The sequence below is a fragment of the Neopusillimonas maritima genome, from assembly GCF_003576595.1.
GTDB lineage: Bacteria > Pseudomonadota > Gammaproteobacteria > Burkholderiales > Burkholderiaceae_B > Neopusillimonas > Neopusillimonas maritima.
The window spans coordinates 303881-320706 of sequence record NZ_NQOU01000004.1; the positions used below are offsets into that span (position 1 = coordinate 303881).

The window sequence follows — 16826 nt, forward strand, 5'->3', positions numbered from 1 at the left end:
TTTAATCAAAACCCGCGAGTAACTGATCAGACGACACCGTATTGCGGAAATGATGTTCCCACAACCGCACCCCAAGCTGCCCGGATCGGTCTAACGACGAGCCAACCGTTAAATCCGTTACCAGCGTGGGATGCAACCCGGCATCAAACAGCGCAAAGCCCGCCGCCAGCACACACGTTTCTGTTTGAACACCACACACTAGAACGCGATCTGGATTAAAGCGCTTCAAATAGGCCAACACTTCCGCAGGCGGCGTATAACTATGCTTAACGAATACCTGATCCGGCACCACCAAACACGTGTCTTGCGCTGCAGGCCGCCAGCCCAACTGACTCTGGAAGGGTGTGTGCACCTCGTCGTGTAATTCAATTGTGGCAATAGAAGGGATATATTCAATCACGCGTTCAATACCCGCCACCAACCAATTGGGGGGCGAAAAGGTCGATTGCACGTCAACAACAAGCAGTATCTGGCGCATGGCGCTGTTCCCGTTTCATATTCAAGGTCGTCGCGTTAGCGGCTTTTTATCACCACCGGTATTAACGGCTTAAGCTGCCCCGAACCGGCCGCATCCAAGGCAATAATCGCCAACTGATCCAGTATCCGCAGGCAAAATATGCGGCGCTGGGCGCTGGGCTTGCCGCCGCCGGAACCCCCCATGGTCCAGCCGCACTATAAGCCTGGCGACCCATATCGTGTTTGGATTTGGGCTGTTTCTTTGCGTAAAGGTTATTGCCTGAATCCAAACGTCGCAAGACAGAGCCTGTTAATTTGCCGCGTCAGGCGCTTGCAATACCGTAAAAGTAAGCGGGTTATAAGTCTTTTCATCCCCTTCGGTGACGGTTTCAAAGAAAACCGCATCCAGCCCCATTAAGAACCGGTGTGATGCATCGGCCCAGCAATTTACCGCCATGTCGTAACGGTTCTCGCCTTTCTTGGCACATTCGTACCTGGCATTTTCCTTTGCTTTGTACAAATCAAAAAGCATCACGGCCACGGCATCGTTTTTGACTTTATCAATGCATGCTTCAATAAGCCCATAAGGTCCCATCGAACCCCATGACGTTGTATTCAGCTTCCGATCCCAACAGCTCTTAAAGTCCTGCTCAACCGCAGGCTTATTGGCAAGCACGAAATCAACCACCTCATTGCCCCTTTCCAAATCGTCTTCCGTAGGGCCGCCGCTAATCCCACTGTTCGATGCCGCGTAGATTCGGCTCACAAGCGCGGCACGCGCCATATCGGAAGCCAGTGTTTCATTCCTGCGCTCCAAGCTAGCAATCTGTTCTTGCAGCGTTTGATTTTCTGTTTTCAACGAAATGTAGAAATAGGCAGCAACAGATACTGCGGCAATGAATGCCAATAGCAACGCACGTTTCATCGTCATCCTTAGCCAGAAATGAATTTTAGGTTAGCGACGCACTTGATAAGATACTACCTTCCAACTAAGGCGCCACACCCGTACCAGGGTACAAAAGGATAGTAAATGAACATATGGGTTGATGCCGATGCGTGCCCCGCCGTGATCAAAGACATTCTTTACAGGGCGGCGCAGCGATCACAACTGCCGCTCACGCTCGTGGCCAATCAAATGCTGCGCACGCCGCCATCACCTTTGATCCGCGCCGTGCAGGTGCCGCGAGGCTTCGACGTGGCCGACGACTACATTGTTGAACGCAGCACTACCGGCGACCTGGTCATTACCGCAGACATCCCGTTGGCCAGCGAGGTTTTGAATAAAGGCGCGCTGGTACTGAACCCGCGCGGCGAGCGTTACACCGCCGACAACATCAGCGAGCGGCTGTCGATGCGCGACATGCTGGATGAATTACGTAGCAGTGGCGTTGATACCGGCGGGCCGGCGGCGTTCAGCCAGGCAGACAGAAGGGCGTTTGCCGGCGCGCTGGATCGAATTTTGCAGAAAGTGGTGCGAGAAAAATTACTTGCCTAGTTCCACATTCGCCTCAATTCTCACCGGCCCTGAGCCTTGTTCGGCTAGCTTGTCTTCGGGGTTATAAAGCGTGCATCGCTCAAGCGACAGGCAACCGCATCCGATGCAGTCGCTCAGGTTGTCACGCAACTGGATCAAGCTAGCGATCCTTTCATCCAGATCTTCTTTCCACTTGGATGACAGCAGCCTCCAATCCTTTGCGGTGGGTGTTCTTCCTTCCGGCAGGGTGCTAAATGCATCCTTAATGGCAGCCAGCGGAATGCCCAGCCGCTGCGCGACTTTAATAACTGCTACCCGTCGCAACACGTCTCGCGAATAGCGGCGCTGGTTACCGCTATTACGACGACTTTTGATCAAACCCTTTGATTCATAGAAATGCAGCGTCGAAACCGCAACGCTGCTTCTGATAGCAACCTCGCCGACCGAAAGATTTTGCGATAGTGAATTTTCAGAACATGTCGACACTTCGTCCACCCCCTTGACCTCAAGTTCACTTGAGGTTTTAGACTGCCCTCATTGTTTAGTCAACCGTAATGAGGGAACAAACATGCAAAGCAAAATTAATATTGCGCTTACCTACGGCAGCGCGCGTGAAGGTCGATTTTGCAATAAGGTGGTCGAATGACGGACATCACGCCTTACCTGGACCTCATTCATTATGACGGCACACTTGTGCCATCTTCCAGAACGCTTTACCAATTGCACCTGCGGCATACACACACCATTCCTTTTGAAAATCTCTCTCCTCTTACCGGAGAAGAAGTGCGGCTGGACATCCCCTCTTTGCTGGAAAAATTCACAGTACGGAACCGCGGTGGCTATTGTTTTGAGCACAACACCGTTTTCCAGCATGTGCTGCAACAGCTCGGTTTCAAAACCGTTAACCTTGCTGCGCGAGTGCGGTTGAACGAGTCAGATGAAGTCATCACGCCCCGCAGCCATATGCTGTTGCTGGTGGAGGCGGATGGACAACAATGGGTTGCCGATACCGGTTTCGGCGGCATGTCCCTACCTGTCCCTATACGGTTTTCCGTCGATGAAATTCAAGACACGCCGCATGGGCAATATCGCCTGGGGTTCGACAGCGGAATCTATCGCCTAGAAGCCCGGATCAAAGACGAATGGAAGGTTCTGTATATATTCGACCTGGCTGCGCACTATCCGCCTGACTACGAGGTATACAACTGGCATGTTTCACGTCACCCGTCTTCCTACTTTGTCACAGACCTGGTCGCAGCCCGTGCCGCGAAGGAAGGGCGCCATGTACTGCATGACACGCAGTACTCCTTTTATTCACTGGCAGGTGAAGTAGAAAAGCGGCAACTCCACTCCGTGAATGAAATCAAGGAACTACTGGAAAATACATTTCGCATCCGAACCGACGGCGTGCCGGGACTCGATGCACGACTGGATGCACTGCTCGCCGCAGGAAAAAACAGCAATCTGTAAAAGACGACAATAAAAGCAAGATGGGTGGCGCAGCTAGCTACCCACCGACAACCTCGCGCCAATTACATCGTCTCAGACAAAACCTATCCAGCGGCCGGCTATGAGGACAGAAAGCCAAAGAATGGCGGATGTGACAGCCAAGGTTCGAACTCGCACCGATGGCCGGCCGCTGCGCAGGGCTGCATTAAAGTGCTCGCCGTGATGCTGAAGTGCAATGTTGCAAATTGCCAGTACAAGCAATGTGACCTTCAAAAGGAAAGCTGGATTCTCTGCGTACTCCACCGGCTTCACTGAGAATAACCAAAGCCCTGTCGTCACTGCGAGTGCGGCGCCCGTTGCCGCTGCGCGTACAAGAAAGGGGCCAAGGGTCGGCAGATCCCGTCCACGCGTTGAGCGCAAAAGAAGTAAATCGAGCGGTAGTATCGCGCCAAGAAGTAGCCCAATACCAAGGATATGGGCCGCATTAACAACGAGATAGGCGACCCAGTATTCCTGCAGGAAGGCGGCACCGGGCCAGCCGGAAATGGCTTGCAGAAAACCTGTCATCGCCGTGTCGTTATTGCTTGATGCGTTCTGGATACATGTCGTACTGTTTGCCGCCGACCGTAATGCGAACGGCTTTTATATGCGCCTTGTTCGGCTTGAGAAAATTAGCGTCAAGACGACTGTTAGGAGCGGCGAACGCGAATATAGCTTTTGCCACTCTCGGACAAGTCGTTCAGCAGCAGTATCAATTGAAAGAAAGGACATTGAGATCTCGGCGATTATTTTTGCTTCTACCTAACGTAGTTTATCCCGCAGAACCTGCGGAATAAACTGGGCTGTGCGGGGCACTCTGGACACTGAATTATCCTGGAAGTGGCTTATAGCATAGGTTTGCAGGCGGTTACTATTTAAATATTCCAAATATGAGAGTCTTTTACTGGCAGACGTCAACTGGGGTAGCTATAGCTGCCTACTGCCTTTTTCTGCGGCTCGATACTAACAGCGGCAGTTCAACAATGGCAGCCTGCATCTTACTGGGCGAGCGAGATGCCTCCATATGTAACGAAAGACATGGGTTTATGAGAAAATGCCAACTACAGAGTAAGTGGCGAGATTGTGAAAATGAATATGTCACAAGCACCTAAGAGGAGACGCGATGTTATGCAGCAACATCGCCTGCCTCTAACACGTTAAGTCTGAGGAGCGGAATGCAAAGCATCATTCAGGTTTTGAGGGAGGGCTGTGGCCGAGATCGGCTAGCTGTGGTCGCAGACATTCTTTCTATTCTTGGGGTTTCGTTCGCAGCCGTTGTAGGCGGCGTACTCACCCTTACCACAACACTAAATGTCAGCAATCTAATTGGTGCAGTAATCATTTCGTTGCTGTCGCTGGCCGGCTCCGCCGTGGTCTTAGTCGGATTCCTAGCAGTTTCTGGCTGGCTATCGAGAAAGGCCTCCAATGTCTGGCTGCTGCAATTCGCTCTTTGGGCGATTTTTTCCGCCCTATTTTTATTAGCTATTTTTGCTTGGTATGAAATGATCAGTTCGTTTCGCTTTTCCAAATAGCGGATCGAATCAACAACTTAAGCAGACCAGCTATACCGGCTGCTTAGTCTGAGCCTCGAACAACTGTTATACCGTGTTGAGTCCAGCGGAATTAAGGGTCATGGTTACTGTAAAGTAGCCATCAGGCGTTGAAAATCGAGCGGTTTTAACGGACCGAACTCTAACGCTAAGTTTTGACCACAGTAGGCCCGAAGCCCTCGACTGGAAGCTTTGGCTGAATGTCCGTTTCGGGTCGAGGCTGTGTGGAAACGCGTCAGGCACTTGATACGAACTAATTAAGACAGCATAAACGACGCGAATTGATTAGTTCGGCCCGCAGGACAATCGAGTCATTGACGAATGAGGGAGCTGCCAAGGCCACTCCAGAAGGCTGCAAATGAGGCTTAGTGGGGCTGATTGAGCATTAGCCGGGCTTACACCCTCATCAGCTTCATTGCACTTACGGTGCCGTCGAACCCTAGAATGCTGATCACTCGCCAACTCTTAAAGGTGCCAAACACGTGCTCAACCGTTTTGCGCCTGATCGTCATGGATTTCGGCGATTGGTCCAGACGGCGTTGCACCGTCTCGAGTACTTCTTCGTGCTACCAGCGTGAGATACGCCGGTAAACACTAGGCGTGCACTGAGATTTGATTGAACACTGCTTGCACGCACTGCTCCAGTAACGACGAATAAGCATGCAGCTCTCCTCACGGGAGAACCGGTAGATGGTGCGCTGTCCCGCTGGACACAGCGTACTCATCTTCTTCCATAAATGAAAACAGTTTGAGCTCTCGGCATAGAGCCACGAATTGACGACAGACATTACGGATACCAGCGCCGTTGTTTCGACGGAAAGCGGCGACTGGACTGGATACAGTTGAGGTAGCCATATATGTAGATACTCAGAAGAACGGCCGGATGATAGGAGGGGCGACCGGTATTGGCGGGCGTTGCCCCTTGAAACCCCAACGAAGCCAAGTCCAGTTCGCTGACAAAGGCTTCAACCACTCGTATTGGGTTGTCTTCGCCGATAAAGTCATCCAAGCACTCTGGCAGTAGCGTCACTTGCCGCCTGTCTTGACCGGTGATGTATCTGGACATATTGAATCTCCACTCAACATGCTTAGACCTCTACTTCGAGCTGATCACCCAGAAAATGAGGGTTTTCACACAGCCCCCACCCAAAGCGGCGAGAAGCGGAAATTCGCTTGGTTAATTCCAGTGTCCTGTGAAGACTGATTTGAGTTATTCATAGCTCTGTACCTGAGCGACAGCAAACTGTTTTTTACCGGTCCTTGGATACCTGGTCAATTGGAGTCAGTGGTGCCTTCATTCTTCAGTTCAGCAAACTTTTCGGCCAGGCGACGCCATACTCTACTGTGAATTGGTCGGCCGGTACTTCAGAGACCGAGCAGGCCGCCGCGAGGCCATATCAGCTCGGTATTTTCCGTCAAGGCGACTGCCATTGAACACACGGCACAGGGCCTAGTGAGGAACAACTTACTGACGCCCCCCACCCGGAAAATCCAAACAGCTCAAACCTGCTGTACGTTGACATACGGCAGGTTTGAGATAAATGCACTTTTGCTGCGTGGGTGGAATGGAGACTGTTATTTCGTTTATTTCGTTTTTCTCTGTTTCGGCATAGAATATAACTTTGTATAGTCAAAGTACTAAAATTCAGAATAAGTGTCCCAACGCAGTTCCTCCAGAAACGACCCGATGGACGGGAGGTTCAGATGGCCATCCACGGGCAACGTGTACTTGCCTCCTGTCTTTCGGGGCGGAGCAAGACCTAGCGGATTCAGGTCTTCGGTGACGGCGACCAAGTATACGAGATGAAGCTGTCTACCTCGACATTCCGTCTTGTAGAAGAAATTCTGCTTGGAATAGCCAATGGAAGAACAGTCCGGATCGTGCCTGTGCACGCCGAGCTGACTACGCAGGAAGCTGCAGATCTGCTCAATTGTATCGAGGCCTCACATGGTGAAGCTGCTGGAGGATGGGGAATTGAGCGATCAGGCCCAGAAGCTGAAGATGGGGTACGAATGACATTTCATATCGTCTAATCCTTGGGGCGCGCGCTCAATGATGAATGCATGGAAGATAGACAATGCCTGTTCCGATAATCGATCTATTTGCAGGGCCGGGGGGACTTGGTGAGGGGTTCGCCTCGTTGAAGGGGCACAGACAACAGCCGTTCTTCGAGATCGGTCTTTCTATCGAGAAGACCGCAGTTGCGCATCGCACGCTGACATTGAGGGCAGTGTTCAGACGCCTGCGTGGCACGAAGGACATTCGGCATTACTACAGCTACGTGCAAGGCAAGATCGATGAGGCTGAATTCCGCGCAATCCCGGCTGTGGAAAGTGCCTTCGAGCATGCCTCAAAGGAAGCAAGGTGTCTGGAACTCGGCAAGTCAGATGAGGCCGCCATCGATGCCGAGATACGAGCCGCACTGAAAGGTCAGGAAACCTGGGTGCTCATCGGTGGCCCGCCATGTCAGGCGTATTCCCTTGCTGGCCGCTCCCGCCGGGCGAACGACAAGAACTTCCACAAAGATGAAAAGCACTTCCTCTACAAGGAGTACCTGCGGATCATCCAAGTACACAAGCCAGCGATTTTCGTGATGGAGAACGTCAAGGGGTTGCTCTCGTCGAAGCACTCCGGCAATCCGATGTTCGAGAGGATAGTTGCTGACCTGTCCTCCGCTACAGAAGGCCTCGAATACGAGATCCGCTCCTTCACGAAGCCTGGCAACAGTGACTCTCTGGAGCCTGCTGACTACCTTATTCATTCCGAACGCTATGGCATACCTCAAAACAGACATCGCGTGATTTTGCTTGGCGTTCGAAAAGGGCTTGGCATTCCCCAGCACAGACTGCTGACTCCCGTTGCAAGACCCGCAACTGTCAGGCAGGCCATTGACGATCTGCCAAAGATCAGAAGCCGGTTGTCCAAGGACGATTCGCTCGACGCATGGCGCAAGGCTATCTTGGCTGCTCCGGCTTACGTCAAGGGATGGAAAACGGAAAACGAGTCCACCATGATCGACTCGATGCGAGAGTTCGCGGCCTCGGCGACCAGCGTCACAACGGGTAGTTCCTTCATTGCAAAGGAATACAAAAGGACAAGGAAGCAGACAGAGCTTCAGAAGTGGCTGCATGACCGAAGCCTGGGGGGGGTGTGTCAGCATGAAGCGAGATCGCACATGGCAACCGATCTGGCGCGATATCTTTTTTCGGCCACCTTTGCGCATTCGCTGGGATATTCCCCGAGGCTGAATGTTTTTCCTTCAAAGCTTCTACCCGACCATATCAATGTCCATGTCCTAGGCGAAAACCAGCCCATACCATTCAATGATCGCTTCAGGGTTCAGTGTAGAAATGAACCGGCAACCACTGTGGTTGCCCACATTGCCAAGGATGGTCATTACTACATCCATTACGACCCGTCGCAGTGCAGGAGCCTCACCGTCAGGGAAGCTGCGCGTCTGCAAACCTTCCCTGACAACTATTTCTTTGCTGGCAACCGCACCGAACAGTACACCCAGGTCGGGAATGCCGTTCCCCCCTTGTTGGCCCGAAAACTCGCCGAAATCGTGCGCAGCATTCTGAACAGAATGACTCGGGAGAAGCGAAAACAGGAAGGTGATCACTTGTGTAAAGAAGCGGTGAAAAGCCAGCGTCATCGCCTTCCTGCGCGGCGTGGTCAGGTGCCGTTGCTTGCCGAGGTCGATTGACCGACCTCCAAGACAGGAGCATTGCCATGCAACCATTCTTGAACCGCACATGCAGTTTCTACAAACGAATGCTTCAGTGCACACTCCCAGATAATGGCCACTCGCCAGTCAAGAGCCTTGAGGGCATCCATGTGTCGTCTGTCGCGCTCGATGTTTCCCTGGAACTTCTTCCTCCAGAAGTCGCCATTCGTTCGCGGCATGGTCGTGAATCGGCAACCGTCATGTCGATGCCAGAAACAGCCATGGACGAATACCACAGCCCTGTACTTCGGGAACACGATGTCAGGGGAGCCCGGAAGTTTCCTGACATGGAGTCGATACCGGAATCCTCTCGAGAAAAGAATGGTGCGGAGAGTCCGTTCCGGCCAAGTGTTCTTTCCTCTGATGCTCGACATCATGCGGCTGCGCTGTGGAGTCGTTGGTATACGCATGATCTGGATCGAGTGATATCAGGGTGTGCAGAAAAGCGACCGCTTTGTGACGGTGTATTGAGAAAACCGATCCGTTGAATGAAAGAAAGCCGCTGTATATTTTCAGAAGCTTAGCACGCTGCTGACAGCGGAACATGTTGAAGGGGAGTATCGACATGGCGAGGGAATGTAGACATCCACCAAGTGCAGCATGCCTTTCGGCATCGATGAGAGACCTTGGATATTCACTCGAAACAGCTGTTGCGGACCTGATCGATAACAGCATTTCCGCAGACGCGGATGCGATCGATATCGTCTGCGATATTTCCGGCGAACGTCCCGTACTTGTCATTCTCGACAATGGCAGAGGCATGGATGAGGTGGAACTGCTGGCTGCAATGCGTCATGGAACCGGAAACCCAAGACAGCAGCGTTCTCCACAGGATCTCGGGCGCTTTGGCCTTGGGCTGAAGACTGCATCGTTCTCCCAGTGTCGATCCCTCACGGTTGTGAGCAAGAGAGGTGACAAAGTCTGCGGTGCCGAATGGGATCTTGATCGTATCGATGTGACGGACGACTGGGTTCTGAGCGTCCTCGATGAAGCTGACATCCATACGCTGCCAAACATTGAGCGCCTTGGCAGCCAAGGCACTGCCGTCATCTGGCAGAAACTCGATCGATTGATAGAAGACGAAGCCGGAGATCACAGTCAGGAAATCGTCAACGAAAAGCTTGAAGTGGTCGGGAGGCATCTATCCCTCGTCTTTCACCGTTTTCTTTCCGGGGAAGTCAAGGGAAATTCAAGAGTCTCGATCTCCGTCAATGGTCACCCCATTTCTGCATTCGACCCTTTTTGCCGGAAGAATCCTGCCACTCAGATGCTTCCGGAGGAGATCGTCCGGGTTGGTGATGCCGAGGTGCGTTTGCAGCCTTATGTGTTGCCCCATCACAGTCGTCTTTCCGCGTCTGAATATGACTTCTACCAAGATCGCAGTGACTTCATCTCGAATCAGGGGGGCTACGTCTACCGGAACGGACGCCTGTTGGCATGGGGAGACTGGTTCCGACTGGTGCCGAAAGGGGAAGCGACCAAGCTGGCCCGTGTGCAGATCGACTTTCCCAACAGTCTGGATGAGGCTTGGACCATCGACATCAAGAAATCACATGCACGCCCACCGCATATGGTTCGTGAGCGCCTACGTCAGATCATCAGTCAGATCACAGGAAGCAGTGTGAGAGTGCATCGGGGGCGTGGTCAGAAACTGTTTCAGGAAGTGAAGGCTCCATTATGGGAAAGGTATGCCGATCAAGCCGGAATCAGGTACGTCCTGAATAGATCGCATCCTATCGTGGAGCGATTGCGGGCTCGACTCAATGGCGAGGGAATCCAGCATTTGGATCTTCTTCTTGAAGCCGCTTCCGCATCTTTGCCAATCGAGATGGTGTATTCAGATTATTCGACCTCCCCTCGTGATGTGAAGTACAAGCCACCAATGCAAGATGCGCAGGAGAAGCTCCATGAGCTGAAGCTTGCTCTTTGGGGTAATGCATCAGGGAATGCGGAAGTATTCAGGGATATCGTCAGATCGACTCAGATCTTTGACGCCTATAAAGAAATTGTCGAGCAGTACATCGAGAAGGAATTTTCATGAGTATGCAGAGGGGAAAAGAAAAAGTCGTGCTGGCGGCTTTGGTTGGGGCATTTGATGGTCAAGAAAATATTCCCTCACGCGAAGATATCGCGACTAGGGCTGCGGCGCTTTCCCCCATCCTGGGATATTCCGGTGATCTCACGAATATCATCGCCGAAGCGGAATCGACCATACCTCAGCGTATGAGTGCCGGCGTTTCTCTGGTAGATGTCGATGCTGCGCATGATGAAGACTGGATTCACAAGCGCGAGATCGGCACGACATATGCGGATGCCTATGGTGGCTATCTTCGGGGTGAAGGCTGGAAGCCAACCGTCGTCAATACCCTGCTTAACGGTGATGGATCGAAGATCCTAGGTCTGCTGCAAGACCCCAAGAGTGAGGGAGCATGGAGCCGTCGTGGTCTTGTCATCGGACATGTCCAGTCTGGCAAGACAGCAAACTATATGGGTGTTATCGCGAAAGCCGCAGATGCCGGATATAAATTCATCATTGTCATCGCGGGCATCCACAACAATCTGCGCAAGCAGACACAGCAGCGCATCGACGAGGGCTTTGTTGGCCGGTCCAGCGACCCTGCCAACCGGGTGAGCATCGGGGTGGGAGTGGATGGAAGCTACCCAAAGCCAGTAACACTGACAACCATCAACTCTGACTTCAATAAGCAAACTGCCAGCGTGAGCGGTGCGCAGTTGAATGACTTCAAGAATCCGGTGGTTCTGGTCATCAAGAAGAATGTAAAAACGCTCGAAGCTCTGCACTCATGGTTGAGGGAGCTGAACGCGAAAGGTCGTGACCGCATTGCCGATGTGCCAATGCTGGTCATCGACGACGAAGCCGATAACGCGTCCATCAACACCAACAAGCCTGACATCAATCCGACCGCCACCAACTCCTGGATCAGGAAGATACTGCGCCTGTTCACCAAGAACTGCTATGTTGGATACACGGCAACTCCATTCGCAAACATATTCATCGACCCTGATGCCTTCGACAAAGATGCCTATGAGGAGCTTTTCCCGAAGGACTTCATCCATTCTCTCGATGCACCATCGACGTATTTTGGACCGGACAAGGTCTTTCTGAACGAAGCCAGCAGTGATGCTGTACTTCGGAAAATCGCCGACGCTGAGAAGTATCTTCCGCTTACGCACAAGAATGGTTCAACGGTCGCCGAACTGCCGGACAGCCTCTATGAAGCGCTTGACCAATTCATCGTGGCACGCGCCATCCGGAATCTTCGAGGTCAGGAACGCAAGCACTGCTCCATGCTGATCAATGTGTCGCGTTTTGTATCGGTCCAAAAAGAGGTGCGGAGCTTCATAGGGCTACGCCTCAACCATATCCGGAATGCGGTGAAAGCCAACTACATGATGCCGGAGGAAACATCGACAAAGAACGAATACATGGCGCGACTTAAAGCCATGTTCGATGTTGAATTCGCCGATAACAAGTTTGCCGGCAGGCACTATGCCTGGAGTGAAGTCAAAGTCGCTCTCTGGAGTGTTTTCGAGCACCTGCGGACCTATGTGGTCAACAGCAAGAGCGACGAGGTGCTCGACTTTGCGAAATACGAGAAGGACGGTATTGGTCTCACCGCCATTGCCATCGGCGGTTTAAGCTTATCGCGCGGCCTCACAATCGAAGGTCTGACGATCAGCTATATGTATCGCAACACGCGGATGTACGACACGCTGATGCAGATGGGACGTTGGTTCGGATATCGACCTGGATATGAAGATATCTGTCGTGTCTGGCTGCCGATCGACTCCATTAATTGGTACAAGCACATTGCCTTGGCGTCGGAGGAACTCCGTCAGCAGATCACGCGGATGCGCCAGGCCGATATGAGTCCGAGGGACTTTGGTCTCTACGTCAAATCGCATCCGGACAGTTTGCTGGTTACTGCCACCAACAAGATGCGGAGCGGCGAGAAGGTCGTTCTCAACCAGAATTTCACAGGTCTCCTCGTCGAAAGTTACGACCTTCCTCTCGATCCAGAGGTCAGTGCGGACAACGAGGCGCTTATCGAGGAGTACTGGCGGACTGGGTTCGGTGAGACCGTGAAAGAAACCGAAAAGGGCTGGTTTATTTCGGATGTCGATGTCGAGAGGATTGATGAGTTCCTGCTGCGCTTCAAATCACACAAGGATGCACGACAGAAAAAGATATCGGCCGTTGAATATCTTCAAGCGATTTCAGATAAATACCCGAAGGGTGATGTGCTTCTGATATCCAAAGGAGCGGGTAATCCTGACGGGTTTCGTCTCGGTGCGCAGGAGCGTCGGGCGGAGGGTGCGACCGCTGAAAAATGGAGAGTATCTGGATATCGCGTCGCCAGTCGCGGAGATGAAAAACTGGGACTCAGCAATGATCAGTTGATTGCTGCAGAAGCACTTGCTGCCGAAGACTCCAAGAGTAAATCAAAGAAGCCATCAGACATACACTATCGGGTGGTAAGGGACAAGCCATTGTTGATGCTGCATGTCCTTGAACCGACCGACAACGACAGGTTTGAAGGTCATCGTGTACCCGCATGGGGATTGAGCTACCCCGCTGGTCTCTATGGTGTCGAGATCGAGGTCGTCGCCAACAAGGTCTGGATGGAGCAGTACGGCGCGATGGACGACAACCCTGATGACGACGAGGATTACGACGATGAGTAGGTCTGTGCCATGGGACAGCATTCCGACTCCGGCTGCAGATTTTACGGTCATGCGCGTATCCGGGGCAAGCGGAGTTCCCATCTATTGGGGGCGAGACATGGGCGCGCAGTGCCTGCTGATCGTGGAACTGCAAGGAAATCACACTGTGCAGTTTCGTCGGGATACGGTCACCCTGCATGGGATCGGAGTCGATCTGCGCATTGGGGACAAGGATGGGGCGCAGCGGCTTGTCCTTACGCTCGCTCGTCATATCGACAGAGACCTATTCCTTGGCCTTTGTGAAACACTGATCGGCAGCTTGAAGGATGTTGCCGATTCCGCTGAGGCACTTTCCGTGGCTCTTGCCCATCTTAAGCGTTGGAAAACATTCCTGGCTGGCCGGAACGCCCGGCTGCTTTCTCCTGAAGAGGTTCGGGGGCTATTCGGTGAACTGCACGTCCTGCGCAAGCTCTACCAGGACAGGCTCACCCAGACGGCAGCAATTGACGCATGGTGCGGGCCAGACAAATCCCATCAGGATTTCATTTTCGGCGATCGCGCCATCGAGGTGAAGTCGCTCTCGGGGCGAGAGCGCAGCACAGTTCGTATTTCGTCGGAAGACCAGCTTGAATCGCTTTCCGACGAGCTATTCCTGCTGACGTTACGTCTGATAGACAGGCCTGATGCCGAACAGGCATTTTCGTTGAACAGTGCCGTGGCACTGATTACGGAAGAATTGACGGATTCTGAAGCAATTGAGCAGCTCATGAGCAAGCTGGCAGATGTGGGCTATGCACCCCTTGCCGAATATGACTCACCTTGCTTCGCTGTGCGCGACGTTCAGGGATATCGTGTTCATGACGACTTCCCTCGTTTGATCCGATCTGAACTTCCAACTGGGGTTGTCAAGGTTGCCTACGACATCAAGCTTGAAGCGATCGCCCAGCATCAGTGTGACGAGGCGGTCGTATTTGGAGGGGATTGATGGAACAGACAGCCGATGAATTCTTCCATGACTTTCGGCAGGAACTCCTGTCAGGTGCTGAAGCCAAGGGTCGGTTTCAGCTTGATGAGTTCATGGAAACAGTTGCAGCCGAACTTGTCGAAACAGGATTCACCGAGGGATTCGAGCTGTGTCACTATCGTCCGCCACAGGGTGGCATACGTGTAGATGGATACTGGTTTAATGACGAAGGGAACCTCGATCTTTTTGTCGCTGATTTCGATTCCCGTGCCGAGCTGGCTTCCCTGACAAAGACGGAGCTTGAAGCGACATTTAAACGTCTGTCTAGGTTTTTCGAGGCAAGTATCGACAGGGATCTTGCGGTTGATCTTGAGGTCACTTCGCCTGGGCACGGTCTTGCCAAACAGATTGCCGACCGTGCGGGCGGCATCAACTCACTTAACCTGATCCTTCTCTCCGAACGCACGCTCAGCGGGACAGTGCAGAGCCTCCCTGAAGGGGAGGTTGCTGGTATCCCCGCCAGCTATCAGGTATGGGATATCTCGCGGCTTCATCGTCAACGCAGCTCTCGAAGTCACAAGGAGCCGCTCGATCTGGACTTCGCGCAGATGTTCGGCAAGGGCATCGCCAGTCTTCCGGCTCATCTGGGAGCTGATGCCTATCAGTCCTTCCTCATGGTCATGCCTGCGGATTTTCTTGCGACCCTTTACGGAAAATTCGGAGCACGCCTGCTTGAGCAGAACGTTCGCACGTTCCTGCAGGCCCGTGGAAGTGTGAACAAAGGTATCCGGGCAACCATCCTGAATGAGCCGGAGATGTTCTTTGCCTACAACAACGGGGTGACGGCCACGGCACAGCGCGTCGAGACTGAAACGGCGGACTCTGGTCTGGTGATCACGAAGGTTGTCGACCTTCAGATTGTGAATGGTGGGCAGACCACGGCATCACTGTTCCACACGCGGAAACGGGACAAGGCGGATTTGTCACGGATATTCGTCCAGATGAAGCTCTCCGTCATCGACAGTCAGCAAAGCGAGATGGTCGTGCCGAAGATCTCGGAATACGCCAATACTCAGAACAGGGTGAATGCTGCCGACTTCTTCTCGAATCATCCGTTCCATGTTCGGATGGAAGACTTCTCACGGCGCATCTGGGCACCGGCACAGAAAGGAGCCACCCGCGAGACGCGCTGGTTTTATGAGCGTGCACGTGGTCAGTATGCCGATGCGCAGTCGAAGCTCACGCCGGCAGAACAGCGTCGCTTCAAGGCCGAATATCCAAAGCCACAGATGTTCACAAAGACAGACCTCGCAAAATTCGAGAATGTCTGGGATGAGCACCCTCGCTGGGTCAACCTTGGTTCGCAGAAGAACTTCGCGCAGTATGCCAAGCGCATCGGAAGCGAGTGGGAAAAATCTTCGGATACCTTCAACGAGTTCTACTTCAAGAGGGCTGTCGCTCGTGGAATGGTTTTCCGTGCCACGGAGCGCATAGTTTCCGCGCAGGCTTGGTACAACGGCGGATATCGAGCCAACATTGTGGCTTATACGCTTGCCGTGCTTGCTGAGATCGCAAGGTGCAGGAACGAGGCGATCGACTTCCTCGCCATCTGGAATGCGCAGAAGGTGGATCCAATTCTGGAGACCGCGATTGCTTCTGTCGCATCCGTGGTAAATGAAGACATCACCGATCCTCCCCCTGGCATTTCGAACATAAGCGAGTGGTGCAAGCGGGAGGGATGCTGGACACGCATTCAGGCCAAATCCAACGTCATCGCTGCGAGTCTGGACACAGGGTTCTTCGATCGACTGGTATCGCTCGATGAGCAAATGGAGACCGAGCGAAACGCAAGGAAGACACAGAAGATCGACGACGGCATCGAAGCTCAGAAGAAAGTATTGGCGATTCCGTCTGTCGATTGGGGTCGCTTGAACAGGGCACTTCTGGAAAAAGGAGTTCTCACATCAAAGGAAATGGGTGTGCTCAAGATCGCCATGCAGATTCCTCTCAAAATTCCAACCGAAAAGCAGTGTGCAGTGCTGCTGGAGGTCATCGAGAAGGGGCGTCTGGAGGGCGTGATCCTGAAGGATACGGAGCACTTCTTGAAAAGAACGTAACGCATCAACACTTCGTATTGCCTCGCTCCTTTCCTCTCCGTGGGAGATCCAATGCTGGCTATATGGGGCAAGCGAGTACAACATACCTTTTGCTCGGTCGGAGCCCGTGCCGTGGTGCTGGGCAACCAGTTGCTTTGCGTTATGTGACGTTATTGCTCCGGTTCTCAGAGACTTGAATTTTTTGAGTGCTCATTCATAGGGAATGAGGTCAAGAAAAATTCAAACTTCACTGTGCCGAATCTATAAATGATGCGTTCCGTAAATCAAATGAGGTTTTCATACGCTCGGCAAGTCCCATTACTGGTGTGCTGGACGCAACGGACTTCTGAACGTACGCACCGAGATCTAGGATGAACAGAACTG

At 52.7% G+C, this 16826-nt stretch carries 15 protein-coding genes and 1 pseudogene; 9 read left to right on the forward strand and 7 right to left on the reverse strand.

The window, feature by feature from the left end:
* Window position 1: 1 nt before the first annotated feature.
* From CJO09_RS11855 to CJO09_RS11860, 3 genes are all read right to left on the reverse strand, one after another.
* Window positions 2-478 carry an isochorismatase family protein gene (locus CJO09_RS11855; RefSeq protein ID WP_119442522.1) on the reverse strand — a complete coding sequence of 159 codons (477 nt, stop codon included), beginning with the start codon at window positions 476-478 and terminating at the stop codon, window positions 2-4.
* A 35-nt stretch (window positions 479-513) separates the two neighbouring features.
* Window positions 514-660, reverse strand: a complete 147-nt coding sequence (locus tag CJO09_RS15605; protein WP_158582753.1) for a hypothetical protein — start codon at window positions 658-660, stop codon at window positions 514-516.
* Window positions 661-766: 106 nt separating this feature from the next.
* Entirely contained in the window at window positions 767-1381 is a 615-nt protein-coding gene (locus CJO09_RS11860; RefSeq protein WP_119442523.1) for a hypothetical protein, read from the reverse strand.
* Window positions 1382-1486: 105 nt separating this feature from the next.
* On the opposite strand from CJO09_RS11860, the gene CJO09_RS11865 reads away from it, so the two are divergent.
* The gene (locus CJO09_RS11865) at window positions 1487-1951 is read left to right on the forward strand and encodes a YaiI/YqxD family protein (RefSeq protein WP_119442524.1); all 465 of its coding nucleotides are present in this window, start codon (window positions 1487-1489) and stop codon (window positions 1949-1951) included.
* Here the strand turns inward: CJO09_RS11865 and soxR are convergent.
* Entirely contained in the window at window positions 1940-2425 is a 486-nt protein-coding gene (gene soxR, locus CJO09_RS11870) for a redox-sensitive transcriptional activator SoxR (RefSeq protein WP_281270764.1), read from the reverse strand. The genes CJO09_RS11865 and soxR overlap by 12 nt on opposite strands.
* A gap of 147 nt (window positions 2426-2572) precedes the next feature.
* Between soxR and CJO09_RS11875 the strand changes: the two genes are divergently transcribed.
* Window positions 2573-3400: an arylamine N-acetyltransferase family protein gene (locus CJO09_RS11875; RefSeq protein WP_119442525.1), complete on the forward strand. Its 828-nt coding sequence runs from the start codon at window positions 2573-2575 to the stop codon at window positions 3398-3400.
* Between the two features lie 72 nt (window positions 3401-3472).
* Here the strand turns inward: CJO09_RS11875 and CJO09_RS11880 are convergent, their stop codons facing one another.
* Complete coding sequence (locus CJO09_RS11880) at window positions 3473-3946, reverse strand: DUF2214 domain-containing protein (RefSeq protein ID WP_119442526.1); 474 nt, start codon at window positions 3944-3946, stop codon at window positions 3473-3475.
* Between the two features lie 647 nt (window positions 3947-4593).
* Here CJO09_RS11880 and CJO09_RS11885 point away from each other — a divergent pair.
* Window positions 4594-4950: a hypothetical protein gene (locus tag CJO09_RS11885; protein ID WP_119442527.1), complete on the forward strand. Its 357-nt coding sequence runs from the start codon at window positions 4594-4596 to the stop codon at window positions 4948-4950.
* Window positions 4951-5706: 756 nt separating this feature from the next.
* On the opposite strand, the pseudogene CJO09_RS15960 reads toward CJO09_RS11885, so the two are convergent.
* Window positions 5707-6034 (reverse strand): annotated as a pseudogene (locus CJO09_RS15960) (transposase); the annotation flags it as partial.
* Between the two features lie 737 nt (window positions 6035-6771).
* On the opposite strand from CJO09_RS15960, the gene CJO09_RS11895 reads away from it, so the two are divergent.
* The gene (locus CJO09_RS11895) at window positions 6772-7002 is read left to right on the forward strand and encodes a hypothetical protein (RefSeq protein WP_245961316.1); all 231 of its coding nucleotides are present in this window, start codon (window positions 6772-6774) and stop codon (window positions 7000-7002) included.
* A 44-nt stretch (window positions 7003-7046) separates the two neighbouring features.
* Window positions 7047-8675, forward strand: coding sequence for a DNA cytosine methyltransferase (locus CJO09_RS11900; protein WP_119442528.1), 1629 nt, complete (start codon window positions 7047-7049; stop codon window positions 8673-8675).
* On the opposite strand, the gene CJO09_RS11905 is transcribed toward CJO09_RS11900, so the two are convergent.
* Window positions 8645-9106 carry a very short patch repair endonuclease gene (locus tag CJO09_RS11905; RefSeq protein WP_119442529.1) on the reverse strand — a complete coding sequence of 154 codons (462 nt, stop codon included), beginning with the start codon at window positions 9104-9106 and terminating at the stop codon, window positions 8645-8647. The genes CJO09_RS11900 and CJO09_RS11905 overlap by 31 nt on opposite strands.
* A 206-nt stretch (window positions 9107-9312) precedes the next feature.
* Between CJO09_RS11905 and CJO09_RS11910 the strand changes: the two genes are divergently transcribed.
* From CJO09_RS11910 to CJO09_RS11925, 4 genes are read left to right on the forward strand one after another with little or no spacing between them, the layout of a single operon-like run.
* Window positions 9313-10737, forward strand: coding sequence for an ATP-binding protein (locus CJO09_RS11910; RefSeq protein ID WP_245961317.1), 1425 nt, complete (start codon window positions 9313-9315; stop codon window positions 10735-10737).
* Entirely contained in the window at window positions 10734-13403 is a 2670-nt protein-coding gene (locus CJO09_RS11915; protein WP_119442530.1) for a Z1 domain-containing protein, read from the forward strand. Before CJO09_RS11910 ends, CJO09_RS11915 begins: the two co-directional genes overlap by 4 nt.
* A complete protein-coding gene (locus CJO09_RS11920; RefSeq protein WP_119442580.1) occupies window positions 13396-14367 on the forward strand; it encodes a PD-(D/E)XK motif protein in 972 nt (323 codons plus the stop codon). The genes CJO09_RS11915 and CJO09_RS11920 overlap by 8 nt, the downstream gene beginning before the upstream one ends.
* Window positions 14367-16463, forward strand: a complete 2097-nt coding sequence (locus tag CJO09_RS11925; RefSeq protein WP_119442531.1) for an AIPR family protein — start codon at window positions 14367-14369, stop codon at window positions 16461-16463. The genes CJO09_RS11920 and CJO09_RS11925 overlap by 1 nt, the downstream gene beginning before the upstream one ends.
* Window positions 16464-16826 lie beyond the last annotated feature (363 nt).